The organism is Micromonospora sp. NPDC049891 (genome assembly GCF_040660295.1).
Taxonomy (GTDB): domain Bacteria; phylum Actinomycetota; class Actinomycetes; order Mycobacteriales; family Micromonosporaceae; genus Micromonospora.
Genome location: NZ_JBFAML010000001.1, coordinates 374,322 through 396,643 on the forward strand (window position 1 = coordinate 374,322; position 22,322 = coordinate 396,643).

The window sequence follows — 22,322 nt, forward strand, 5'->3', positions numbered from 1 at the left end:
CGTCAGGCCGCCCCTGATCGACCTTCCGTAGGACTCGCCGGTGGCTGCTGCGGTGGGCTCAGCCTCACCCGCCGCCGTTCAGAGCAGGCTCAGCTGCTCCGGTGCGGGTGCGGGCTGTGGCGCGTTGCGGTGCTCGCCGGCCTCGGACCGGACCAGGCCGTGACGGCGGGCGGCGATGCGGACCCGGGCGGTCAGCTCCCGCTGGTAGGACTGCGGCGCGTACGCGCCCGCCCGGAACAGCTCCCGGTAGCGCGGAACCAGCTGCGGGTGTTCCCGCCCGAGCCACCGGGCGTACCACTCGCGGGCGCCGGGGCGCAGGTGCAGCGCAAGCGGCGTCACGCTGGCGGCACCCGCGGCGGCGATCGCCGCCACGGTGGCCTCGATGGACTCGTCCGAGTCGGAGAGGCCGGGCAGGATCGGCGCCATCAGTACGCCCACCTCGAAGCCGGCGTCTGCGAACCGGCGTACCGCGTCGAGCCTGCGGCGCGGGCTCGGTGTGCCCGCCTCGACCGAGCGCCACAGTTGCTCGTCGAGGAAGCCGACCGAGAAGGAGACGCCCACCCGGGCGACCTCGGCCGCCTGCCGCAGCAGCGGCAGGTCACGCTGGATCAGCGTGCCCTTGGTCAGAATCGAGAACGGGTTGGCGAAGTCGCGTAGCGCCTCGATGATCGGCGGCATGAGCCGGTAACGCCCTTCGGCCCGCTGGTAGCAGTCGACGTTGGTGCCCATCGCCACGTGCGCACCGCGCCAGCGCGGCGCGGCCAGCTCACGGCGCAGCAGCTCACCCGCGTTGACCTTGACGACCACCCGGCTGTCGAAGTCCGCCCCCGCGTCGAAGTCGAGGTAGGTGTGGGTGTTGCGGGCGAAGCAGTTGTGGCTCACCACCCCGTCGGCGATGAAGTCACCGGTGCCCGTGGTGATGTCCCACAGCGGAAGCTCCAACCCGAGAGATTCGATCTCGGTGACCCGCAGTCTGGCCCGGCACTTCACCGCAGCCCCCTCGATCGAACGTTTGCGGGTGATGGCGGGGTCGGTCAGGTGGAAGAAGCGCAGCCGTTCCGCGAGGCCACCTGTCACCCGCAGGGTGCGGACCCGGTTGGCCCGCCCAAGATCCTCGCGGGTGGCGGAGAGGCCGAAGTGACGTAACGCGTCCGCTGTCCGGGTCAGGACGGCATCGTCGGCACTGGAGATCCGCAGGACTCCCTGGCTGCAACTTCCTTCAGCGTCGAAAATGCCAGCGAGGAAACCTCGGTACCAGTCGTCGTCGGGTTGCGTGGGCCACGTGATGAGCGTCCGGACGGCGTTGACGTCGGCCTTCCTGGAGGAGCGGATGGCTTCCATCGGCCGGCGATTCGAACTGGCCGGTGTGGAGGAGAACCGTGTCGTCTCCACTCCGAACGCCCGCAGATAGTGCTGGGTGCGGTGCAGCGCCTCCTCGTCGGCCAGCGCGAGCCGGAACCTGTGCACGACGCCGTACGGGTAGACGTAGGTGCCGAGGTTGCCGTCGCCGCGAATCATGCCGCTGAGATAGCCCTTTCGGTAGGCGTCGTTCTCCTTCGGTCCGGTTGCGAATCGCCCTGTGCCGATCAGGCGGTTGTTCGTGGTCAGGTAGGGGCGCTGGCCGTCGCCGTGCATGGCGGCCGTGACGTGCTTCCAACCCCGTTCGGTGAGGAAGCGATGGTCACCGCTCGCGACAAATGTCGTGCCGTCTTCGAGCGTGAGCCGGTAGGCCGGCTTCATCGTCGACCACTTGGCCAGAACGGTGGTTACCACGTAGCGGCGGTAAGCACCCCGCCGTTCTGTCCCGTAGATGCGGTCGCCCACCTCCAGATCGCGTAACGCCCTGACGCCTCCGTCGGCCATCAGGACCGGAGTGTCCCCAGACAGGCAGTACGAACATGCGTGACTGCATCCCCGGTACGGGTTGACGGTCCACTCGAACGGGACGCGAGAGGTGCCCGGGACCTTGTTGAGGATCGACTTGGCGTGTATCTCGTAGAAGGTCATGCCGGCGAAGTCGGGGGTGTCGAAGGTGCGGACGACCGCCTCGGGCAGCGCCAGCGGCAGGGGTGGCGTCGCTGGCGCTGCCCGTCCGGGAATTCCCTCGACCGGGGGAGCGGTCAGGTTCTCCCAGCGCATGGCCAGTATTCGAACACATGTCCTAGTGGCGTGCAAGTGACTCGCCGGACACCCGCGTGTGGGCCGACCGGCGTAGGGGGAGGATGAAGGCATGTCGACCTTCGTCTACGACGGGGACTGCGCCTTCTGCACGAGCTGCGCGGAGTTCATCGAGCGTCGCATCCCGACCGGTGCCCGCGTGATTCCCTGGCAGTTCGCCGACCTCGACCAGCTCGGCCTGACCGAGGCGGAGTGCGAGGAGGCGGTGCAGTGGGTCGGCGCCGACGGCAGCCGGGCCGCGGGCCCGGACGCCATCGCCGCGCTGCTCGCCAGCAGCGGCCGTGGGTGGCGGATCGCCGGAGCCGGGCTACGGATCCCGCCGGTACGCGCCGTCGCCTGGCCCGCGTACCGCTGGGTGGCCCGCAACCGGCATCGGATGCCGGGCGGTACGGCCGCCTGCTCGCTGCCCCAGGAGACCCGGGACCGCCTCTACGGCCCCTCCGCCGGCTGACACCTCGCCCGGACGCCTGCCCGCTCCGGGTCGTACGGCGTACGGGATCGTGGGCCGGTCAGGGCGCTGCCGGGTCCGGCACCGGCGGGGTGTCGGCCGGCAGTGGGTCCGGGTTGAGCCTTCGCTTGTCGATCGTGGACCTGCGGGCCAGTAGCCGCCGCAGCGCGATCACCGGGCGGACCTTCTCCAGCGGCAGGAAGCTGGTCATGGCGACCAGGTGCGGTGCGAACGAGATGGTGATGGTCGAGATCGTCACCAGGTGGAACGAGTAGAAGAAGCCGACCATGGCAAGCCGCCAGCGTTCGGGCAGCACGAAGACCAGGGGGCTGAGCAGTTCGAAGGCGAGGATGCCGAACTGGGCGACGAGCAGCAGATGGGGCACCTGCGCGATCAGGTCGGCCAGGTCGGTGCCGCGTCGGATGATCGCTTTGGCGAGCACCGAGCCGGTCGCCCAGTCCAGGCCGCCGAAGCGGAACTTCGCCCAGGCGGCCAGAAAGTATGTGCAGATCACCGAGATCTGGGTGACCCGCAGCGCCCAGCCGCCGGCTTCCGTCCGGGTCAGGTCACCGTGCCGGGCCCGGCCCGCGGTAGGCAGCACGGCCAGCGCGACGAGCAGGGCGAACCGGTCGTGGTCCACCTTGCCGTAGCTCATCGCGATGATCATCCACTCCAGGTAGAGCGCGAAGACCGTCCAGCCGAGCAGCCGGGGAGCCCGTCCGGTCGCGGCGAGCAGGGCCAGCACCAGCAGGGCCCAGAAGATAACGCTCACCAGCGTCGCGGTGGGGGTGGGCAGCGGCAGCACGCGCCCGATGAACAGCGGTTGGTAGAGGTTGCCGGGTACGTCGACGCGGTCGCGTACCCACGGGGTGAAGACGACCAGGTCGGCGGCGACGAAGAGGTAGACGAGCGTGCGGAACGCGGCGACGCGACCGCGGGGGACCGCTTCGGTGAGCCAGCGACTCATCGGGTGACCTGCCAGCTGACCACTGTCTCGTCGACCCAGCGGCCGGTCGGCCGACGGTCGGTGATGTCGTGCCACCGGATCACGATCCGGACCTCGGCCAGCTCGGGTGCGTCGGGATGGCGTCGGCCGTACGCTTCGGCGACCTCGCGTAGCCGGCTGGGGTCGTCGACGTACCGGCTCTGCTGGCCTTCGATCTCGGCCCGGCGGATGCCTGTCGCAGCCTCGCCCAGGTCGACGAGGTTGCCGCTGAGATCGACCCCTTCCACCCGGGTGTCCGGGGCGTCCGCGTCGGCCGGATCGGAGGTGGAGTACATCCGGAAGGGACCGAACGGGAAGTGGTCGTCCGCGCCCCAGATCGTGCCGGTGAGCAGGACGGCGAGGCCGAGTGCCGTCACCGCCACCCGGACCGTGCGGCCGCGGCTCGTCAACGCATCCATCGCGTGCCGAAGATACGGCACCGGCGCTCGTCGGAGTGGCCGGCTCGGCCTGCCGTGTCCCAGCTGTGACGGGCCGGCGCCCCGGTGGCAGTGCGGACGTCGATGGCCGGGCCCGCATCGGGCCCGGCCATCGTGTCTGGGTGAGGTCAGTGCTTGTGTTCGGCGAGCTTCTTACGCACGTCTTCCATGTCGAGCGCCTGAACCTGCTCGATGAGGTTCTCCAGGGCCGACTCCGGCAGCGCACCCGGCTGAGCGAAGACGATCACGCCGTCGCGGATCGCCATGATGGTCGGGATGGACCGGATGTCGAACTTGGCGGCGAGTTCCTGCTGCGCCTCCGTGTCCACCTTGCCGAAGGTGATGTCCGCATGCTTCTCGGACGATCGCTCGTAGACCGGAGCGAACCGCTTGCAGGGACCGCACCAGTCGGCCCAGAAGTCAACCAACACGATGCCGCTTGCCTCGGTCACCTGGTCGAAGTTAGCCGTGGTCAGCTCGACGGTTGCCATGTGAGTTTCTCCGATCACGCGGAACAGCTACGTCTGGTGGAACTCGGGCGTACCCCATCGCATTCCCGCCGTGGTGCCACCGTAACCCTGGTCGCAGTCCGGGTGGGGCCTTTGTCCGCATCGATCGCGGTCGGTCTTTGGGGGTGTCCGCAGATCGCACATGCATGTCGCATTTGCGTGACGGCCCGTGATGGGAGCGTTTCCAGCGAGATCAACGCCCTGACCGGGTACGACACAGTAACTTTGGCTCTGACTAGCAGTGACTCGACCTGCAGAGATCGCCTTTTGACCGATGATCAGTCACTTAGAGTAATGTAACAAAAAGATAAATGTGACCTCGGTCTCTGTGCGACCGGACGGGTGTACGGCAGAATCTTGAAGCATCAGAGCGTGGGCGGCGGGTGCCGGGGAGGGCCCCGCCGCTCATTGCGTCCGGCCTCGGTCGACAGCCGCCGGCACCGCACCCGATCGCCGCTCACCTGCTGATCGACAGACCTCGCGGCGCTGGGTGGTGTGACATTTCGACGCCCGCCGCGCCCCGCGACTCGCCTTAACCCTCGATAAGGCATGCTGTGCCGAACTCCGTCGCCTCCGTCGAAGGGGACCAGGATGCAGTTCGGCCGCTACTACGAGGAGTTCGAGGTCGGCGCGGTCTACCGGCACTGGCCGGGCAAGACGGTCACCGAGTACGACGACCACCTGTTCTGCCTGCTCACCATGAACCACCATCCGCTGCACATGGACGCGCACTACGCCGAGACGGCAAGTCAGTTCAAGCGCAACGTCGTGGTCGGCAACTACATCTACTCGCTCCTGCTCGGCATGTCGGTGCCGGACGTCAGCGGCAAGGCCATCGCGAACCTGGAGATCGAGTCGCTGCGGCACGTCGCACCCACCTTCCACGGGGACACGATCTACGGCGAAACCACGGTGCTGGACAAGCGGGAGTCCGGCTCCAAGCCGGATCGGGGGGTGGTCGCGGTGGAGACCCGCGGCTACAACCAGGACGGCACGCTGGTCTGCGTATTCCGGCGCAAGGTGATGGTCCCCAAGCGGGAGTACGCGGCGGCAGCGGTACCCGACGGCGTCGACCCTGAACGGCCCAGCTTCCCCGAACCCCGCTGACCGCGTACGCCCTTCCCCGCCACCGGGCGGGCTCGCCGCGCCCCGGTCGGCCGCAGCCGGCGGGGTCACGGCGGCGCGCCGTGGCGGGTTCCCACCGGAGGGGTTCGGTCCCGGGTCCGGGCGCATATGCTGGCGCCGGAGGTCCCGCCATGAGCGAGCGAATCACCACCGCCACCGCCTATTCCGCCACGGAGTGGGACCTGCTCACGAGTCTGCCCGGGCGGGTGATCGTGGCGGCTGCCCAGCCCGGTCCGGGGCGTCCGCACCGCAGCGTGGCGGCGGGCCTGGCCGGGTTGGACGCGGTGGCGGCCGGGCGAGCCTTCGACAGTGATCTGGTCCGGGCGGTGGTGGCCGCGATCTACGCCCGGCACGACGGCGCATCCCCGCCCGCTGCCCAGCTCACCGACCTGGTGGACGTGCTCGCCGCCTGCCGGGCCGTGGTGCGGGTACTCGATCGCCATGCCGACCCCGCCGACTCGGCGGCCTACCGGCAGTGGGTGCAGTCGGTGGCCGCCCGTGTCTGTCGTACCGCCTCCTCGACAGTGCCCGGCGGCGTGCTGGCGCCCGTCGACCGCCGTCTCCTCGACCGGCTCGGTGACGCGCTCGCCCTGTGCTGACCGCCGCGCTCTCCCCCGTCGTCGCCGGACGTGGTGGCGGGTAGCCGGGTGACGGGCGGCGGAGCGTAACCTGCGTGACCGTGACCGGTGAGCAGCTCGAAGTCGGCGTGGGGCCCTGGCCCGGGGACCTGCCGGATGATCCCCGCTACGACCCGGAGCTGCTCACTGCCGGGGATCGGCGCAACGTGGTCGACCGCTATCGCTACTGGCGGCGCGAGGAGATCGTCGCCGACCTGGACCGGCGGCGGCACGGCTTCCACGTGGCGATCGAGAACTGGCAGCACGATCTCAACATCGGCACGGTGGTCCGCAACGCCAACGCGTTCCTCGCGGCCGAGGTGCACATCGTGGGCCGGCGGCGCTGGAACCGGCGTGGCGCCATGGTGACCGACCGCTACCAGCACGTACGCCATCACGAGACGATCGACCAGTTGGTCGCCTGGGCGGCGGAGAACGACCTGCCGCTTGTCGGAATCGACAACCTGCCCGGCTGTCGGCCGCTGGAGACCGCCACGCTGCCGCAGCGGTGTGTCCTGCTGTTCGGTCAGGAGGGTCCAGGGCTGTCCGAGGCGGCGCATTCCGCGTGCGACCAGATCTTCTCCATCGCCCAGTACGGCTCGACCCGCTCGATCAACGCGGGGGTGGCGAGCGGAATCGCCATGCACGCATGGATCCGCACCCACGCCGCCCCACCCCCCACCTGAACCCACCCCGCCCCGCCCCACCCGGCCCCGCGCCCCACCTCGACGGACCTCCGTTGATCATGAAGTTGTCGCCGCGACACGCCCGGGCGGACGTGCGGCAACCTCATGATCGGCCCGGGGCTGGTCGGGGGTTGCGGGAAGACGGGTGGGTGAATGAGGCGGCTCGGCTTGACGGGGGACGGCCACGGGGTGACGGTGGAGTGGTGACGGTTGCGGTGAGTTGTCCCAGATGCGGTGGGTCGGTCCGGCCGCCGGACCTCATGCACGCGGAATCCCGCTGCCCCGACTGCGGCCCGGTCGCCCCCCTGCACGTGCCCGAGCACATCGGCGCAGAGATCGTGGCAAGCGTGGTCGGTCACATCCAGGCCACCGCACAGCCGCAGCAACCTGCGGTTCCGCTGTGGTGCCCGTGGCCGCTGCCTCCGGGTTGGACCACGACCGGCGTGGCGTGGGCCGGTGACGATCGGCTCGGGGTACGCGCCACGGCGGTCGCCTGCGCAGGCCCCGCGCCGTTGGGCGGTGGGCCGGCGGACCTGGTCTTCGTGGCCGAGGAGCCCGGCGTGGGCCTGGGGACGCGATACGCCGGGGTGCCTGGCCCGGACGCCGGACCGGAGCTGGCCGAGGCGCTGACCGACCCGGGTCCGGGGCATCCCGGCCATGTCGGACGCGCCGGGATCAGGGTGGCCGGTCACCCTACTCCACTGTGGCTGGTGAACTCGCTACCGGATCGAAGCGCGTACGCCGGCGAGGCTCGGGGAATGTGGCTCTATGCGATAGCCTGGCCGGCGAGTGCGGGGCATCTGCTCGCGGAGGACGTGCTGCTGCACGACCTGGTCGAGTGGACGCCACCCGAGCTCGTGTACGGCGCCCCATCTCCGTATCTGCACGGGAAGGCTTGACAAGTCTCCCGGAATGTCGGAGAACGGACGCAGATATTCACGGTAAGACACCACGCTGATACTCTGGGTGCCGCTGCGGTAATGGGACCCGGCGCCGCGCGAGAGGATGGCCCGCCATGGTCAAGAAGGTCCTCACCTGGGCCGGAATCGCATTCTTGATCTTCTTCGTCGCCTACCGGCCAAATTCTGCGGCGGATGTGTTCAAGTCGTTGGGTGGCGGCATCATGGACATCGCCCAGGGCTTCGGCGACTTCTTCACCTCACTGGTCGCCTAGCCTCCGATGGGAAGCCCCTCCGGCCCACCCTTCGATCCCGACGATCCCGACCGGGCCCGCCGGGAACGCGACACAGAGCCGATCCCTCGAATCGATCCCGACGATGGGCCGGGCTACGGCTCCGGCGCTCGCCTCTCCGACGGTCCGTCCTTCTCCGACGACGCCGGCTACGGCGACGGTCCGGGGTACGCCGGCGAAGGCCGGTCGGGTCGGGCCTGGGTGCGTGATCCGGAGGCCGGTTACCTGCCCCCGGAGATCTCCGAGGAGGAGCTGGCCGGCCTGCGGGCAGATGCCAGCGGTGCCACCCCTCGCCGGGTGCTGCCGCTGGAGGACGAACCCAGCTCGCTGGTCGCCCGGTATCTGTTCCCGACCGAGCGGTACCGGGGCGAGTGGAAGCGGCACTGGGTCCACCTCGTCACCCCGATCATCGTCGGCGTCGCCGCCACCTTCGTGCTCGGCTACCTCTCCGGCTTCCTCGCCGGTCAGGACGTCGGCGCGCTCACCACGATCGCGGTGCTGCTCTGGTTCGCGGTGATGGGCTGGGTGGCGTGGCGGGTCGCCGACTGGTGGTACGACCGGTTCATCCTGACCAACAAGCGGGTCATGGTGGTCAACGGGATCATCACCCGGCGGGTGGCGATGATGCCCCTGGTCCGGGTGACCGATATGAAGTACGAACAGACGCCGGCGGGCCGGGCGCTCAACTACGGCACCTTCGTGCTGGAGTCCGCCGGCCAGGAGCAGGCGCTACGCGAGGTCAAGAACCTGCCCAACCCCAACGAGCTCTATCTACGCGTCGTTGAGGAGATGTACGAGCCGCAGGCGGTCGAGGCGCGGTTGGGCAAGGAGCAGGACGAGGCCAAGGCCGACGACGGGGCCTGAAACTTTTTGACCGAACATCGGAGATGTTGCGCACCTTTCGTCCTCGACCCGCTACTCACGCTGTGGCAGGCTGCGGCAGGAGCAGGCACGGAGGTGGCGTGTGGCCAGCAGCAATCCGCTGGAAGAGGAGTTCCGCGACTTCGTCGCGGCCCGCTCCGGCGCGCTGCTGCGGACCGCGTACCTGCTCACCGGGGACTGGGGCACGGCGGAGGATCTTCTCCAGACCGCGCTGACCAAGACGTACCTGGCGTGGAAGCGGCTGGGCGGGATCGAGGCGATCGAGCCCTACGCGCGACGCGTCATGGTCAACACTTCGACGAGCTGGTGGCGGCGTCGCTGGCACGGCGAGCGTCCGACCGAGGTGCTGCCCGAACATGCAGCTGTCGACGAGATCGAACGCCAGTTGGACCGGGACGTGCTCTGGCGACACCTGCGCGCACTGCCCGCCCGGCAGCGCGCGGTGCTGGTGCTGCGCTTCTACGAGGACATGTCGGAGGCGCAGACCGCCGCCGTGCTCGAGATCTCGCCCGGCACCGTGAAGAGTCAGACCTCCCGGGCTCTGGCCACGCTGCGCCGACGGATCGGCGCGGAGGACACCTTCGGCCTGCGCGTCGGTAGGTCGGAGCCGGCCGAGCAGACGACCGGAAGGTCGGCGCCGGCCGCACAACCGACCGGGCAGGTGGAGCGGGTCGATCAGTCGGCGAGCCGGAGCGGGAGCGGACGTTCTCAACCGGAGGGCAGCGACCGGTCGGGCAGGGCAGCCCAGCGCCGGCAGGAGGCAACTCCCACCGGCGGGATCGTCCCGGCCCGTGGAGCCGGTCCCGGCGGTGCGACGGCCTCCCGCGACGCGGTCTCCTCGCTCGGCGCGCCCACCCCGGCGGGGACCGGCGGACGTGACGACCCGGCGACGGCGCCCGGGTCGGCGGCGCAGCCGGGCGCCGCGCTGGTCGGAGAGCGACGGTGAACCGGAAACCACCAGCTCATGACAACCAGAGCCGGTTCCCGGATCGTTCATTGGACGTGCCACCCAACGAGCTGGAAGGTGCCCTACGGGAGATGTTGTCCCGGCGGGCGGCCGTACCGCGTGCGGTCGCCGCTGACCCGGCCGGTGCGGCGATCCGCCGAGCCAACCGAATTCAACGCCGCCGCGCGGCGGCGGGGATGGGCCTGGCCGTGGTGTTGATCGTGGCGGTCAGTGCGGGCAGTCTGCACCTGCGCGACGACCGGCCACCGACGGGCGGCACCGTGGTGATCGGCGACCCGGATCGGCCGCCGCTGGTCGAGCGCACCATCCCGCCACCCGGGCCGGACACCGCGACCCCGCTCGCCGAGGTCGACCTGCTGATGGACGGCGCGATCGCCACCGCGCAGGGCCGACGGGTGCCGCTGCTCGGCACCGGCGACGTGGAGCGGGCACACCGACTCACCGACGGCCGTGGCTGGTTGGCCGTCGGGGAACCGACCCTGGCCGGGCGCTTCCTGTGGGCGGTCGCCGCGGACGGCACCGCGCAGGTGCTGCTGGCCGGTGCCGACGAGATCGTTCTGGACGGAGACGGCCGGCAGGTCGCCTGGAAACAGGGCACCGTGCTGGCCGCCGCCGGGATCGTCAACGGTGAACTCGCCTCCACCGTGCGGGCCGAGGCACCGGCCGAGGCGGTGCCGCTGCGGTTCGTCAACGGTGCCGTACTGGTCAGACTGGCGCCCGGCCGCCCCGGGCATGTGCTGTGGTCGCTGCGGCCCGGCCCGGTGGACCGGGGTGCTGACCGGGCCAGTACGCACATCTTCGGTGCGCTGCCCGACGGACGCCTGGTCGGTGGGATCACCCCGGGTACCGGGCTCCCCGCCTGCCTGACGTTGCTCGACCCGGCCCGGGATCTCGCACCAACCGGGCCGGAATGCGGGCCGGAGTTGCCCGGCGACGGCCGGGGCGCGGTGTCACCGGACGGGCGCTGGCTGCTGGTCAACGGGCGGGCGGCGGGTGAGGACTCGGCGCTGCTGGTGGACCTGGCGAAGCTCGACACGTTCACCGGGCTCCCGGCCGGACCGGCGATGACCGGCACGGTGGTCTGGAATTCGCCCGACACGGCCTACTACGCCGATGCCACCGGCGGCCTGGTGCGGGTGGCCGTCGACCAGGTGGCCGCGGGCCGTCCCGCCGCCCCTACCGCCCTGCCCGGCCTCCCCGCCGGTGAGCAGCCGGTGGTGGTGAGCGGTGGCTGACCCGGCACCCGGTGACGACGGGCGATGACCGTCCGGATCGACCTGCACACGCATTCCACGGCCAGCGACGGCACTCTCGACCCGGCCGAGCTGGTCCGCGCCGCCGCAGCGGCGGGACTGGACGTCGTGGCGATCACGGACCACGACACCACCGACGGTTGGGGGCCGGCGCTGCGTGCCCTGCCGCCCGGGCTGCGACTGGTCCGTGGCGCGGAACTCTCCTGCCGCTGGGACGGCGAGCAGCCCCCGGTGCCGCTGCACCTGCTGGCGTACCTCTTCGATCCGGAGCACCCGGCACTGGTCGCCGAGCTGACCCGGGTGCGGGCAGCGCGGTTGGCTCGGGGAGAACGGATTGTGGACCTGCTCCGGGCCGACGGCATCGACGTGAACTGGCCACAGATCCTGGCCCAGGCCGGCGGCGGGACGGTGGGCCGGCCGCACATCGCCCAGGCGCTCATCCGCGCCGGTCTGGTCGCCACCACCAGCGAGGCCTTCGGGCCGGACTGGCTGGGGGAGCGGTACCGGCTGCCCAAGGAGGACATCGACGTGTTTCGGGCCGTACGGCTGATCCGGGCGGCCGGCGGCGTGGCGGTGTTCGCTCATCCCCGGGCCAGTCGACGCGGCCGGATCGTGCCGGACGAGCTGATCGCCGAGCTGGCCGCGGCGGGGCTGGTCGGCCTGGAGGCCGACCACGAGGACCATTCGCCCGCCGAGCGGGCCCACGTACGCGGTCTCGCCGCCGAGCTGGGCCTGCTGGTGACCGGCTCGTCGGACTTCCACGGCAGCCACAAGACGGTGCAGCTGGGTGCCTTCACCACAAGCGTCGACGCGTACGAAGGGATCGTCGCCGCCGCCTCCGGGGTGACCGCTGTCGCTTCGGGCTGACCTGGGTTTCGACGCCGCTGGCCACGACTACGGTGACCGGGTGGATCTCAAGCTCTTCGGCGAGGTCTTCGTGACCCTCCTGGTGATCGTCGACCCGCCCGGCATGATGCCGATCTTCCTGGCGTTGACCGGCCCGCTGTCCGCGCGGGAGCGTAACCGGGCCGCCTGGCAGGCCGTCGCGCTGGCGCTGGGCGTCATCGTGATCTTCGCGGTGGCGGGTCAGACCCTGCTCGCCTACCTGCACGTAGACCTGCCGGCGTTGCAGGCGGCCGGTGGGCTGCTGCTGATCCTGGTCGCACTGGAACTGCTCACCGGCAAGACCGACGACCCGACCAAACAGGCCACCGCCAACATCGCCCTGGTGCCGCTGGGCACGCCGCTGCTGGCTGGGCCCGGCGCGATCGTGGCGACCATGCTCTTCGTGCAGCGGGCCGACGGGCCGGCCGACTTCTCCGCGATAGCCGCCGCCATCGTCGCGGTGATGCTCACCGTCTGGATCGTGCTGCGGTTCTCCGGCGGCATCGTGAAGGTCCTGCGTCCGGGCGGGATCGAGGTGCTCACCCGGATCGCCGGCCTGCTGTTGGCGGCGATCGCCGTACAGCTCATCGCGGATGCGATCGCGGCGTTCGTGGCCCAGTACAACGGCGCCGGCTGACCGGCCTGCCCGTTCTGTCGGGGGTGGATGGCAGGATCAGGTGGTGCGACGAGCCTCCCCAGCCGGACGACCCGCCGCCGGAGGCCGCCCGCCCCGGCCCCGTGACGCGCAGCCCGAGCAGCTCGGCTTCGAGGGCATGCCGGAGCGGCTGTTCGTCTGCACACCGAGCCGACTCGGCACGTACGCCGACTGTCCACGGCGCTACCGCTACTCCTACGTCGACCGTCCGGCGCCGCCGAAGGGCCCACCCTGGGCGCACAACTCGCTCGGTGCCAGCGTGCACACCGCTCTGAAGAACTGGTATGCGCTGCCCGCCGACCGACGTCGCCCGGAGGTGCTGCCCACCCTGCTCAAGGGCACCTGGGTCCGTGAGGGCTACCGCGACGACGAGCAGGAACGCGAGGCCTACCGGCGGGCGCTCGGCTGGCTGGAGGCGTACGTGGGCGGGCTGGATCCGGCCGACGAGCCGGTCGGGGTCGAACGGGTGGTCGCGGTGAAGACCGGGGTGCTGGCCTTCAACGGCCGTGCCGACCGGATCGACGCGCGGCCCGGCCCGCAAGGCCCCGAGCTGGTCATCGTCGACTACAAGACCGGCCGCAGCGGGCTCGACGGCGACGACGCGCGCGGTTCGCAGGCGTTGGCGCTCTACGCGTACGCGGCCGAGCGGGTGTTCCGCCGGCCGTGCCGCCGGGTCGAGCTGCACCACCTGCCGAGCGGCACCGTCGCCGCGCACGAGCACAGTGTCGAGTCGCTGGCGCGGCAGGTGACCCGCGCGGAGGAGACCGCCCGCGACATCATGGCCGCCGAACGGTCGGTCGCCGAGGGTGCTGATCCGGACGACGCCTTCCCGACCGCCCCCGGCCCGCGCTGCGCCTGGTGCGACTACCGACGCGGCTGCCCGGCGGGCTCCGCGACACCGGGCAAGGAGCCGTGGGCTGCCGTGGAACGCTTCGCCGAGCCATCCGCAGAGCAGGACTGACCCGGACGGGTCGGCCTCAGGCCGTCAGTCGGTGCTGCCCCCGCCGGTGCGCCAGTGGTGCGTCACCGATCACCGGCGGCGGTGCCGGAGGCGGCGGTGAGCTGGGCCGCGCGTTCCTTGGCGGCGCGCTGCATGGGGCTTTCCCGCCACTCACGGGGCAGGGCGGTGAGGGCGAGCCGCAGCGCGCGTACCGTCACATCGGCCGACAGCGCGGTGGTCGGCAGGCCGAGTCCGCCGTAGAGCCGCCGCGCCCACGGCGGCAGCAGGGCCAACGCGGTACCGGCGATGCCCAGGTACGCCCACCGGGGCGGGCCGAGGTTCAGCCCGATCCGGGCCGGCAGGCTGAGTTTCCACGGCAGGGGTGGGGCGGTCAGGAACAGGGCGGTCTCGGCGGCCTCGCGGGTCATCCGCAGCTCAGGTCGGATCCGCTGGTAGTAGTCGGCCACCTCGGCGGCGGTGCCGGGAACTGTCTCCGGAGCCAGTCCGACGAGGGCGGCGGTACGCCGCTGCTCGGTGTAGTAGCTGTCCACCTCGTCGGCATCCAGCGGTACGCCGGCCCGCCGTGCGGTGTCGAGGAACGATTCCACCTCGGTGACGTGCACCCAGCGAAGCAGGTCCGGCTCGTCGATCCGGAACCGCTCGCCGGTGGCCGGGTCGACAGCAGTCATCCGGGCGTGCAGCCGACGTAGCCGCCGCCCGGCCCGCTCCGCCTCCTCGGTGGTGCCGTAGACGGTGGTGCCCACGTAGTCGGCGGTGCGGATCAGACGCCCCCAGGCGTCCTGACGGTAGTTGCTGTTCTGCGCCACTCCGGCCATCGCCCGCGGATGCAGCGCCTGCAGGTAGAGCGAACGCAGGCCGGCGACGAACAGGATGGGCTCCTGGTGCAGCTTCCAGGTGACCGAACCGGGACCGAACAGGCCGACGTCGACGGTATCCACAAGTCAAGGGTGCCACGCCCGCCGACTGAACCCGGGCAGTCAGGGATGCGTGTGGAGCAGCAGGGCGTTGGGCGGATCAAGCATGGGCCCGTACGCTGACATCCACGATCACCTTCGGAGGTGCCGATGTTCGAGAAGGCGCTGGGCCTGCCCCTACACGTGTTGGTCGTGCACGCGGTCGTCGTCCTCGTGCCGCTGCTGGTGCTGCTCGCCCTCGCGTACATCGTGCTGCCCCGGTTCCGCGCCCGGCTGGACTGGGCGGTGGCCGGCCTGGCGGTGGTCGCGCCGATCACCGCATGGGTCGCTACGAGGTCCGGCGAGGCGCTGGAGGCCCGGCAGATCGCTCGGGGGTTCTCCGGCGAGATCCTTGACAAGATCAGCGAGCACGCGGCGCACGGCGAGGTGCTGTTCCGCGTCACGTTGGCGCTCGGCCTGGTGGTGATCCTGCTGCTGGTCGCCACCAGCAACCACCCCCGGGTGCCGAAGCTGCCCGGCTGGGTACCTCCGGTGTTGTCGGTCGTGGTGCTGGGGCTGGGCGTCGCCGCCCTCGTCTACGTCTGGCTCAGCGGTCACTCAGGTGCCGAGATGGTCTGGGGCAACACTTACGAGTGAGCCGGCCACGGCCGCTGCGTCAGTCCGTGCACGGCCGCTGCCCGGCTGGGCTCGGGTGCCGTCTCAGAACAGCAGCCGAGTGCAGAGCAGACAGGTAAGCACCACCAGGACGGCTCCGGCGATCGCGCCGACGGCCCAGGTGATCCGCTGTGCTCGCTGTTCCTGCGCGTCCAAGGCGATCATGTCCTGGGCCGGCAGTTGACGGGGCGGTGCCGGTTGCAGGTGCACCGGAGGCCGCCAACCGGGCGGCGGAGCGGTGGTGGGTGGCGGCCCGCTGTAGCTGCCCGCCCCGCCTGACGCGACGTTCCCGGCGATCCAGCCAGGTCCGCCGGTCGGGCCAAAGCCGCCGCTTGGGCCTGGGCCGCTGCCTGCGCCTGGGTGGCTGCTTGGACCCGGGCCGCCGGTCGGGCCTGGTCCGCTGCTGGGGTCTGGGCCGCCGCTTGGGCCTGAGGCTGCGCTCGGGGCCGGGGTGTGGAGCGGGTCGGTGGTGCCTGTGGGGTTGGCAGGGTCGGGGGCGTCGGTGGACCCGGTGGTGTCGGTGGCCGTGCTGGATACGGACGGGTCTGGGGACGCGGGCTGACTGGCGTCGACCGGTGCCGAGGTGCGCTCCGCCGGAGGGCCGGAGGGGGACCCGTCGCCGGAGTCGGGCCGGCGCCACGGATCGTCTGGGTCCGGACCGGGTCGGGGGATCGTCACGCCGTCCGACGCTACCAACCACCCCACCACCGCACCGTCAGGCCGCGCCCGGACCGGTCATGATCCGGACAACTTCGGGGACAGTGCTGCCTTTCGCGAACAAGACCCAGCACTGTCCCCGAAGTTGCTCGGAGATTGAGTGCGCCGCAGCTGCGTTAGTCTTGCCGGTCGTGAGCACTCGCGAACCCGATGGCCGGGGCGATGACGATCGCGCGGTCGAGCTGACCGACGACTTCGTGGTGCTGCCGGAGCAGACCGCCGACGACACCGACAACGGGTGGGGCGAGCGGGCCGGCGGCAACGACGACTGGCTGCTCGCCGAACGCCCGCCGCACTGGGACTGAACGCCCACCCCATCGCCGAACGCCCGCCGCACCGGACTGAACGCCCATCCCACGGGGACCGAGCGCCCGCCGTGCCGGGACTGAGCGCCCACCCCGCCGGGACTGGGCGCCCGCCGTGCCGGGGCCCGGTGGCCCCAGCACGGGCGATCGGTCAGGAGGGGCTGGCCGTGGCCGGTGCCTTGCTCGTGCCGCCGGAGGACCCGCCCGACGATCCCCCGGACGACCCGTTGCCGGAGCCGGCCGAGGCGGAACCACCGGACGAGGTGGAACTGGTCGACGAGGAGTTCGACCCGGTTGAGCTGGAGGACGAGGACTCCGACTTGCCGCTGGCGCCGTTCGACGTGGTGTCCGAGCCGGAGGAGCGGGAGTCGGTGCGGTAGAAGCCCGAGCCCTTGAAGACGATGCCTACCGAGTTGAACAGCTTTCGCAGTCGTCCCTCGCACGCCGGGCAGTCGGTCAGCGGCTCGTCAGAGAAGGACTGCACCGCCTCGAGCTGGTGACCGCACGCGGTGCAGGCGTACTGGTACGTGGGCACGTTCTCCTCCGGATCTGACACGGCCGGTTGGCACTCGACGTATTCGAGTGCCAATGGTGCGTCATCGCCCCCCGGTTCGTCCAGCGGAAGTGTGGGGCACGACACCCGAGAGGGTCACCAGGCCGAGGGCCGGGGTGACCACCGCGCGTACCGGCTGGTCGTGCGGCTCGGCGGGCAACTCGTCCAGCAGCTCACCGTCGTACAGCGGCACCACCGTGAGGACCGTCGCCGGCACCCGCGCCAGGGCCCGATCGTACGACCCGCCGCCGCGACCCAGGCGGACGCCCCGATGGTCCACCGCCAGGGCCGGCACCACCACCAGGTCGGCGGCGGCGACCGCGGTGACGCCCAGCCGGGGCCCGGCCGGCTGGCGGATGCCCCGCCCGGCGGCGATCATCGCCTGCGGCCCGTCCCAGGCGGCCCAGTCCAGGTCGAGGTCGTCGCGGAGCACCGGCAGCAGCAGGTCCGCGCCGGGAGGCAGCGCGTCGGCGAGCACCGCCGGCAGGTCCGGGCCACCCGGCTCCCCGCCGACCGGGGCGTACGCCGCGACCCGGGCGGGCCGCAGCCGGCGTACCAGGGAGGTCAACTCGGCCTGGACGCGTGCCGCGGCGGCCGCGCGCTCAGCTTCGGTGCGGGCGCGGCGGCGGGCGAGCAGCCCGACCCGGGTGGCCTGCTTCGCGCCATGCGCCACTTCCGCTCCTTCAGCAAATTCCGGCACGCAACACTCCTCACGCAACGCTTGCCTCGCCGTCGCTCTGTGTCAGCATCGCAGGCAACGGTCACGCAACTTCCGGGGGGAAGGGGAAGCGTTGACGCTACGCGGGCGGTTGACCGCAGCCTTCCTGGCGGTGGCGTTCGGCCCGGTCCTGCTCGGTGCCGTCTTCGTCGCCGCCACCGTGGCGGCGGTCGACCGCAGCCGCGCCACCGAGCGGTTGGCGGTGGCCGCCACGGCCGTACGTACCTCGATCGACGCCCTCTGCCAGCAACTGCGCGCCGCCGCCGACGCGGTGGCCGTCACCGCTGACCATGCCGGCACCGCCGCGCAGGTGGTCAGCCGGGGCCTGGCCACCGCGGTGCTCGTCACCGACGTGACCGGTCGGGTCAGCTACGCCACGCCGGACCCGCCACCGGCGCCCTGGCGGGACTGCGCGACGCCGGAGCCGCCCGGCGGACCGGTGAGCGCCCTGGTGGTGCGGGTGCAGTTGCGCGACGCCGCCGGCTCGGCACTGGGTACGGTCGCCGCCGCCCAGCCGGTCGACCCTGCCTTCGTCGCGCGGCTCGCCGCGGTGACCGGGGTCGCGGTGACCCTGCTCGACGGGGCCGCACCCGTCCAGGTGGCCCACACCACCGAGTCCGGCAACGGTCGGGACGCGGTGTTGGCCGCCGCCGCCTCCCTGCGCGACGAGCGCGTCACCGGCACCACCGACGGTCGGTACGTGCGTCGCGCCGGCCCGACCGTCGGGCAGCCGCTGCCCCTGGTGCTCTCGGTACCCAGTGACCAGCCGCCCGGCCTGCACGCGGTGCTGGTCGCCGTGGTGCTGCTGGCCGCCCTGCTGGGCGTGGCCGTCGCGTGGCGGCTGGCCCGGGTGACCACCCGGCCGCTGGTGGAACTGGCCGGTGCGGCGGACCGGGTCGCCACCGGCGATCTCACTGCCCGGGTGCCGGTCCGCAGCAGCGACGAGATCGGTCGGCTGGCCGTCGCCTTCAACCGGATGACCCGCGAGACGGGCGGCTACCTGGCGGCGCTGGCCAGCAGCCGGGACCAGCTGCGCGGGCACCTTGCCGTGCTCGGCGACACCCTGGCCAGCACCCATGACCTGCCCCGGATCCTGCGGGTGATCCTGCACAGCGCGCTCGCCGCGACCGGGGCCCGGGCGGGAGCCGTGCTGCTCACCGAGCAGGGCGAGCGGCTCGTCGCCAGGTGCAGCGTGGGGCTCGACGACCGCTGGCCCGGCACCGAGCCGCTGCGGGTGCCGCTGGGCAGCGGGGTGGTCGGCGCGGTCGCGGTGACCGGTCAGCCGCGGCGGGGTCGGATGGAACCGACAAGCGTCGCCTCGGACGAGCCGCGCTGCCGGACGTACATCGCGGTGCCGTTCGCAGCCCCCGACGGGACAGGTGGCGACGCGCCGGGCGCGGCCTCGGCGGCCGTCCCCCCGGGCCGCCCGGCGGAGGTGGTGCTGGGCGTGCTGGCACTCTACGACCGCCTCGGCGGGGAGGAGTTCGACGACGACGACCTGGCAACCCTGCGCACCTTCGCCCGGCACGCGGCGGTCGCCGTGGACAACGTGCGGGTGCACGAGGAGGCGCAACGGCTGTCGCTCACCGACCCGCTGACCGGGCTGTGGAACTACCGGTACCTGCGCGAGTCGCTGCGCCGGGAGGTGGAACGGGCCAGCCGGTTCGGCCGGATGGTGAGCGTCCTCGCCCTCGACCTGGACCGCTTCAAGCGGGTCAACGACACGTACGGGCACGCGGCCGGGGACACCGTGCTGGCCGAGTTCGCCAGGCGGGTACGTGGCGAGATCCGGGAGGTCGACCTGGCCTTCCGCCGGGGCGGCGAGGAGTTCGTGGTGCTGCTGCCGGAGACCGACGCCCGAGGCGCGGCGATCGTCGCCGAGCGGCTCGGCGCGGCCGTCCGCGACACCCCGGTGACTGTGGTGGGGCACGCCGGTGTCCGCGAGCTGATCCCGGTGACCGTATCCATCGGCATCGCCGTCTTTCCCGACCATGCCGACACCGGGCCGCAGGTGCTGGCGACGGCGGACGAGGCGCTCTATGCCGCGAAGACCGCCAGCCGGGACACCTGGCGGCTGGCACCGACCCGGGAGGCGTCGCCGACCCGGGAGGTACCGGTGCCGGCGGTGGCCCGAACCCCCGCCGACGGACTGCCCCGGGCCGGACCCGCCGTGCCGTCACCCGGCGGCCCGGTGCTTGCCCTCGACGTGCCGACATCCGGCGGCCCGGCGGCTGGCGAGGACGCCGGGTCGGGCGTGCCGGTCACCGGCGAGTCGCCGGCCGGAGCCGGCACCACCGGCACCGGCAGAACCGGCCCGGCGGGCGGCGCGTCTTCTGGTCCTCACCCGCCGAGGTACGGCCATGGCCGATAGTCTCGCGACATGTCGGAGCACTCAGCGAACCCCTCAACGGCCGCCGCCACCGGTCGTCCCCGTGCCGTCAAGGCCGTCATCCCGGCCGCCGGCCTGGCCACCCGGTTCCTGCCGGCCACCAAGGCGGTCCCCAAGGAACTGCTGCCGGTCGTCGACCGGCCGGTGTTGCAGTACATCGTCGAGGAAGCCGCCCAGGCCGGCATCGGCGACGTTCTGCTGATCACCGGCCGGGGCAAGACGTCGATGGTGGACCATTTCGACCGTCGCCCCGACCTGGAGGAACGGCTCGCGGAGAAGCCCGACCTGCTCGCCGCCGTGAAGCGGACCGAGGAACTGGCGTCCATCTACACCTGCCGCCAGCCGGAGCAGTTGGGCCTCGGGCACGCCGTCGGGTACGCGGAGTCCCACGTCGGCGACGAGCCCTTCGCGGTGCTGCTCGGCGACGAGTTCGTGAACCTCAGCGAGCCGCTGCTGCCGGCCATGCTGGAGCTTCAGGCGCGTACGGGTGGGGTGGTGCTCGCCTTCTTCGAGGTCGACCCGGCGGAGACGAAGCGGTACGGGATCGCCTCCGTCGAGCCGGCCGAGGCCGAGCTGACCGACATCGGCGAGGTCGTGAAGGTGACAGGCATGGTGGAGAAGCCGAAGCCGGAGGAGGCGCCGAGCAACCTCGCCGTGCTCGGCCGGTACGTGCTGCCCGGCAAGATCTTCGACGCCATCCGCCGGACGAAGCCCGGCAGCGGCGGGGAGATCCAGCTGACCGACGCGATGGAGATCCTGCGCACCGAGGGCACACCTGTGCACGCGATCGTCTACCGCGGCATCCGCTACGACACCGGCATGCCCCTGGGCTACCTGCAGACCGTGGTCCAGATCGCCGCCGACCGCGAGGACCTGGGTGGCGAGTTCCGCAAGTGGCTTGCCGAGTTCGTCAACTCCGACGCGTCGGGCGGTCCGAATACATGACCACGACGGCCGACGCCGAGGCGGCCGAAAACGGGTTGACGCCGCTCGCCGACTACCTGGGCAGCGTGCTGCGCAGGTTGCGCGCGCTGCCTCCGCTCGACCTCGACCTCACCCAGGCGTACGGCAACGTCCTCGCCGAGGACGTCGTCGCGCCGCACTCGTTCCCGGCCTTCGAGCAGGCGGCCGTGGACGGGTACGCCGCGCGCTGGGAGGACATCTCGGGCGGGGGCCGGGGCGTGGGGTACGTCCCGGCCCAGTCCAGTCGGCCGGGCGGTCGCACCGTACGGCTCAACGTCGTCGGTGATCTCGGTGCGGCGAGCTGGCGGCCGGTCCGACTCACCCCGGGTTCGTGTTTCTCGGTGGCGGCCGGCGCACCGCTGCCGATCGGCGCCGACGTGGTCGTCCCGGTGGAATGGACCGACCAGGGCATGGCGGCGGTGGAGATCTTCCGGGTTCCGAAACGGGGGTACGGGGTTCGTCGGACGGGCGAGGAGGTGACCGCGGGTGCACTGCTCGCCCGCTCCGGCACCTACGTCTCGCCAGCGCTGGTGGCGGTGCTCGCCGCGACCGGCATCGGCCACGTGGTGGTACGCCCCAGTCCTCGGGTGGTGATCGTGGCCACCGGCGACGAACTTGTCGACGTGGGCCGGGGCAGCCAGCCCGGTCAGGTCGTGGACGCCAACTCGCACGCCCTGACGGCCGCGGCGGCGGAGGCGGGGGCGCTCGCCTACCGGGTGGGCATCTGTGACGACGATCCGGAGGGGCTGCGCGGGCTGCTGGAGGACCAGACCCTGCGCGCCGATCTGATCATCACGACCGGCGGCACCGGCACCGGGCCGGGCGACATGGTCCGCCGGATCCTGTCGCGCCGCGAGGGCAGCCGCGCCGGCCCGGTCACCTTCACCGACGTGGCGCTCTATCCGGGTACCGCCCTCGGCTTCGGCACCGTCGGCGCCGAGGAGGTGCCGGTGGTCTGCCTGCCCGGCGACCCGGGTGCCGCGATGATCGGCTTCGAGGTGCTGGCCCGACCCGCGATCAACCTGCTGGCCGGCGCGGAGCCGGTGTTCCGTCCCAGCGTCCGGGCGCATCTGCTGGAGACCGTCTCCTCGCCGGCCGGGCTGCGCGAGTTCCGACCCGCACACGTCGCCGAGCGGCGTGGCGGGGGTTACACTGTCCAGCCGCTCAACGGCGGCCCGTTCACGCTCTCCGGCCTGGCAGAGGCGAACGGACTTCTCGTTCTCGGTGAGCGGGTGACCGCCGCCGCCGCCGGCTCCACCGTCGACGTGTTGCTGCTGGACCGCCGCCGGTGACCCACCGGTGACGCTCGGGAGTGGAGGTTCGGTGTTC

At 71.9% G+C, this 22,322-nt stretch carries 25 protein-coding genes and 1 pseudogene; 18 read left to right on the top strand and 8 right to left on the bottom strand.

The annotated features are described in order from the left end of the window. Positions 1–78: 78 nt before the first annotated feature. Positions 79–2,232, bottom strand: coding sequence for an intein-containing Rv2578c family radical SAM protein (locus AB0I71_RS01890; RefSeq protein ID WP_357581342.1), 2,154 nt, complete (start codon positions 2,230–2,232; stop codon positions 79–81). Between AB0I71_RS01890 and AB0I71_RS01895 the strand changes: the two genes are divergently transcribed. Continuing rightward, positions 2,231–2,629 (top strand): DUF393 domain-containing protein, encoded by a 399-nt coding sequence (locus AB0I71_RS01895; RefSeq protein WP_357581343.1) that lies wholly within the window; start codon positions 2,231–2,233, stop codon positions 2,627–2,629. The genes AB0I71_RS01890 and AB0I71_RS01895 overlap by 2 nt on opposite strands. 58 nt (positions 2,630–2,687) lie before the next feature. Here AB0I71_RS01895 and AB0I71_RS01900 read toward each other — a convergent pair whose 3' ends face one another. The 3 genes from AB0I71_RS01900 to trxA all read right to left on the bottom strand — a co-directional run bounded on the left by AB0I71_RS01900 (position 2,688) and on the right by trxA (position 4,539). Then, positions 2,688–3,593 (bottom strand): MFS transporter permease, encoded by a 906-nt coding sequence (locus AB0I71_RS01900; RefSeq protein ID WP_357581344.1) that lies wholly within the window; start codon positions 3,591–3,593, stop codon positions 2,688–2,690. Then, positions 3,590–4,030 (bottom strand): hypothetical protein, encoded by a 441-nt coding sequence (locus tag AB0I71_RS01905; protein WP_357581345.1) that lies wholly within the window; start codon positions 4,028–4,030, stop codon positions 3,590–3,592. The genes AB0I71_RS01900 and AB0I71_RS01905 overlap by 4 nt, the downstream gene beginning before the upstream one ends. A gap of 146 nt (positions 4,031–4,176) precedes the next feature. Continuing rightward, the gene (gene trxA, locus AB0I71_RS01910) at positions 4,177–4,539 is read right to left on the bottom strand and encodes a thioredoxin (protein WP_357581346.1); all 363 of its coding nucleotides are present in this window, start codon (positions 4,537–4,539) and stop codon (positions 4,177–4,179) included. Positions 4,540–5,148: 609 nt separating this feature from the next. Between trxA and AB0I71_RS01915 the strand changes: the two genes are divergently transcribed. From AB0I71_RS01915 to AB0I71_RS01965, 11 genes are all read left to right on the top strand, one after another. Further along, positions 5,149–5,664, top strand: coding sequence for a MaoC family dehydratase (locus tag AB0I71_RS01915; RefSeq protein WP_357581347.1), 516 nt, complete (start codon positions 5,149–5,151; stop codon positions 5,662–5,664). Positions 5,665–5,813: 149 nt separating this feature from the next. Next, a complete protein-coding gene (locus tag AB0I71_RS01920) occupies positions 5,814–6,281 on the top strand; it encodes a hypothetical protein (protein WP_357581348.1) in 468 nt (155 codons plus the stop codon). Between the two features lie 80 nt (positions 6,282–6,361). Then, positions 6,362–6,985 carry an RNA methyltransferase gene (locus tag AB0I71_RS01925; protein ID WP_357581349.1) on the top strand — a complete coding sequence of 208 codons (624 nt, stop codon included), beginning with the start codon at positions 6,362–6,364 and terminating at the stop codon, positions 6,983–6,985. A gap of 215 nt (positions 6,986–7,200) precedes the next feature. Next, entirely contained in the window at positions 7,201–7,884 is a 684-nt protein-coding gene (locus AB0I71_RS01930) for a TFIIB-type zinc ribbon-containing protein (RefSeq protein ID WP_357581350.1), read from the top strand. A gap of 116 nt (positions 7,885–8,000) precedes the next feature. Further along, positions 8,001–8,159, top strand: a complete 159-nt coding sequence (locus tag AB0I71_RS01935) for a hypothetical protein (RefSeq protein ID WP_007455302.1) — start codon at positions 8,001–8,003, stop codon at positions 8,157–8,159. A gap of 6 nt (positions 8,160–8,165) precedes the next feature. Then, positions 8,166–9,041: a PH domain-containing protein gene (locus AB0I71_RS01940; RefSeq protein WP_357581351.1), complete on the top strand. Its 876-nt coding sequence runs from the start codon at positions 8,166–8,168 to the stop codon at positions 9,039–9,041. A gap of 100 nt (positions 9,042–9,141) precedes the next feature. Next, the gene (locus tag AB0I71_RS01945; RefSeq protein WP_357581352.1) at positions 9,142–10,005 is read left to right on the top strand and encodes a SigE family RNA polymerase sigma factor; all 864 of its coding nucleotides are present in this window, start codon (positions 9,142–9,144) and stop codon (positions 10,003–10,005) included. Positions 10,006–10,061: 56 nt separating this feature from the next. Continuing rightward, positions 10,062–11,261: a hypothetical protein gene (locus tag AB0I71_RS01950; RefSeq protein WP_357581353.1), complete on the top strand. Its 1,200-nt coding sequence runs from the start codon at positions 10,062–10,064 to the stop codon at positions 11,259–11,261. 24 nt (positions 11,262–11,285) lie between these two features. Further along, a complete protein-coding gene (locus AB0I71_RS01955) occupies positions 11,286–12,146 on the top strand; it encodes a PHP domain-containing protein (RefSeq protein WP_357581354.1) in 861 nt (286 codons plus the stop codon). Between the two features lie 40 nt (positions 12,147–12,186). Further along, on the top strand, positions 12,187–12,801 hold the full coding sequence (locus AB0I71_RS01960; RefSeq protein WP_357581355.1) for a MarC family protein: 615 nt from the start codon (positions 12,187–12,189) through the stop codon (positions 12,799–12,801). A gap of 43 nt (positions 12,802–12,844) precedes the next feature. Further along, on the top strand, positions 12,845–13,780 hold the full coding sequence (locus AB0I71_RS01965; RefSeq protein ID WP_357581356.1) for a PD-(D/E)XK nuclease family protein: 936 nt from the start codon (positions 12,845–12,847) through the stop codon (positions 13,778–13,780). Between the two features lie 62 nt (positions 13,781–13,842). Here the strand turns inward: AB0I71_RS01965 and AB0I71_RS01970 are convergent, their stop codons facing one another. Then, on the bottom strand, positions 13,843–14,718 hold the full coding sequence (locus AB0I71_RS01970; RefSeq protein WP_357581357.1) for an oxygenase MpaB family protein: 876 nt from the start codon (positions 14,716–14,718) through the stop codon (positions 13,843–13,845). 126 nt (positions 14,719–14,844) lie between these two features. Between AB0I71_RS01970 and AB0I71_RS01975 the strand changes: the two genes are divergently transcribed. Next, complete coding sequence (locus tag AB0I71_RS01975; protein WP_357581615.1) at positions 14,845–15,330, top strand: DUF2231 domain-containing protein; 486 nt, start codon at positions 14,845–14,847, stop codon at positions 15,328–15,330. Between the two features lie 63 nt (positions 15,331–15,393). Here AB0I71_RS01975 and AB0I71_RS01980 read toward each other — a convergent pair whose 3' ends face one another. After that, positions 15,394–15,558 carry a hypothetical protein gene (locus tag AB0I71_RS01980; protein ID WP_357581358.1) on the bottom strand — a complete coding sequence of 55 codons (165 nt, stop codon included), beginning with the start codon at positions 15,556–15,558 and terminating at the stop codon, positions 15,394–15,396. A 638-nt stretch (positions 15,559–16,196) separates the two neighbouring features. On the opposite strand from AB0I71_RS01980, the gene AB0I71_RS01985 reads away from it, so the two are divergent. Both AB0I71_RS01985 and AB0I71_RS01990 read left to right on the top strand, forming a co-directional pair. Beyond that, the gene (locus tag AB0I71_RS01985; RefSeq protein ID WP_357581359.1) at positions 16,197–16,370 is read left to right on the top strand and encodes a hypothetical protein; all 174 of its coding nucleotides are present in this window, start codon (positions 16,197–16,199) and stop codon (positions 16,368–16,370) included. A gap of 167 nt (positions 16,371–16,537) precedes the next feature. Next, positions 16,538–16,750: a hypothetical protein gene (locus AB0I71_RS01990; protein WP_357581627.1), complete on the top strand. Its 213-nt coding sequence runs from the start codon at positions 16,538–16,540 to the stop codon at positions 16,748–16,750. Between the two features lie 14 nt (positions 16,751–16,764). Here the strand turns inward: AB0I71_RS01990 and AB0I71_RS01995 are convergent. Both AB0I71_RS01995 and AB0I71_RS02000 read right to left on the bottom strand, forming a co-directional pair. Next, positions 16,765–17,010: pseudogene (locus tag AB0I71_RS01995) on the bottom strand (FmdB family zinc ribbon protein); the annotation flags it as partial. Then, complete coding sequence (locus AB0I71_RS02000) at positions 16,967–17,623, bottom strand: 5-formyltetrahydrofolate cyclo-ligase (protein ID WP_357581360.1); 657 nt, start codon at positions 17,621–17,623, stop codon at positions 16,967–16,969. The gene AB0I71_RS02000 and the pseudogene AB0I71_RS01995, both read right to left, overlap by 44 nt. A 91-nt stretch (positions 17,624–17,714) precedes the next feature. Here AB0I71_RS02000 and AB0I71_RS02005 point away from each other — a divergent pair, with 91 nt between their 5' ends. From AB0I71_RS02005 to glp, 3 genes are read left to right on the top strand one after another with little or no spacing between them, the layout of a single operon-like run. Next, a complete protein-coding gene (locus tag AB0I71_RS02005) occupies positions 17,715–20,012 on the top strand; it encodes a diguanylate cyclase (protein ID WP_357581361.1) in 2,298 nt (765 codons plus the stop codon). A 9-nt stretch (positions 20,013–20,021) separates the two neighbouring features. Continuing rightward, positions 20,022–20,975: a UTP--glucose-1-phosphate uridylyltransferase gene (locus AB0I71_RS02010; protein ID WP_357581362.1), complete on the top strand. Its 954-nt coding sequence runs from the start codon at positions 20,022–20,024 to the stop codon at positions 20,973–20,975. Next, on the top strand, positions 20,972–22,285 hold the full coding sequence (gene glp, locus AB0I71_RS02015; protein ID WP_357581363.1) for a gephyrin-like molybdotransferase Glp: 1,314 nt from the start codon (positions 20,972–20,974) through the stop codon (positions 22,283–22,285). The genes AB0I71_RS02010 and glp overlap by 4 nt, the downstream gene beginning before the upstream one ends. Positions 22,286–22,322: the final 37 nt, after the last annotated feature.

Bases quoted from the DNA above. Each gene is read 5' to 3' on its own strand.
- AB0I71_RS01900 (WP_357581344.1), bottom strand. From the start codon at position 3,593: ATGAGTCGCTGGCTCACCGAAGCGGTCCCCCGCGGTCGCGTCGCCGCG.
- AB0I71_RS01895 (WP_357581343.1), top strand. From the start codon at position 2,231: ATGTCGACCTTCGTCTACGACGGGGACTGCGCCTTCTGCACGAGCTGC.
- glp (WP_357581363.1), top strand. From the start codon at position 20,972: ATGACCACGACGGCCGACGCCGAGGCGGCCGAAAACGGGTTGACGCCG.
- AB0I71_RS01890 (WP_357581342.1), bottom strand. From the start codon at position 2,232: ATGCCTTCATCCTCCCCCTACGCCGGTCGGCCCACACGCGGGTGTCCG.
- AB0I71_RS01920 (WP_357581348.1), top strand. From the start codon at position 5,814: ATGAGCGAGCGAATCACCACCGCCACCGCCTATTCCGCCACGGAGTGG.
- AB0I71_RS01905 (WP_357581345.1), bottom strand. From the start codon at position 4,030: ATGGATGCGTTGACGAGCCGCGGCCGCACGGTCCGGGTGGCGGTGACG.
- AB0I71_RS01915 (WP_357581347.1), top strand. From the start codon at position 5,149: ATGCAGTTCGGCCGCTACTACGAGGAGTTCGAGGTCGGCGCGGTCTAC.
- trxA (WP_357581346.1), bottom strand. From the start codon at position 4,539: ATGGCAACCGTCGAGCTGACCACGGCTAACTTCGACCAGGTGACCGAG.
- AB0I71_RS01955 (WP_357581354.1), top strand. From the start codon at position 11,286: ATGACCGTCCGGATCGACCTGCACACGCATTCCACGGCCAGCGACGGC.
- AB0I71_RS01975 (WP_357581615.1), top strand. From the start codon at position 14,845: ATGTTCGAGAAGGCGCTGGGCCTGCCCCTACACGTGTTGGTCGTGCAC.
- AB0I71_RS01940 (WP_357581351.1), top strand. From the start codon at position 8,166: ATGGGAAGCCCCTCCGGCCCACCCTTCGATCCCGACGATCCCGACCGG.
- AB0I71_RS01935 (WP_007455302.1), top strand. From the start codon at position 8,001: ATGGTCAAGAAGGTCCTCACCTGGGCCGGAATCGCATTCTTGATCTTC.
- AB0I71_RS02010 (WP_357581362.1), top strand. From the start codon at position 20,022: ATGTCGGAGCACTCAGCGAACCCCTCAACGGCCGCCGCCACCGGTCGT.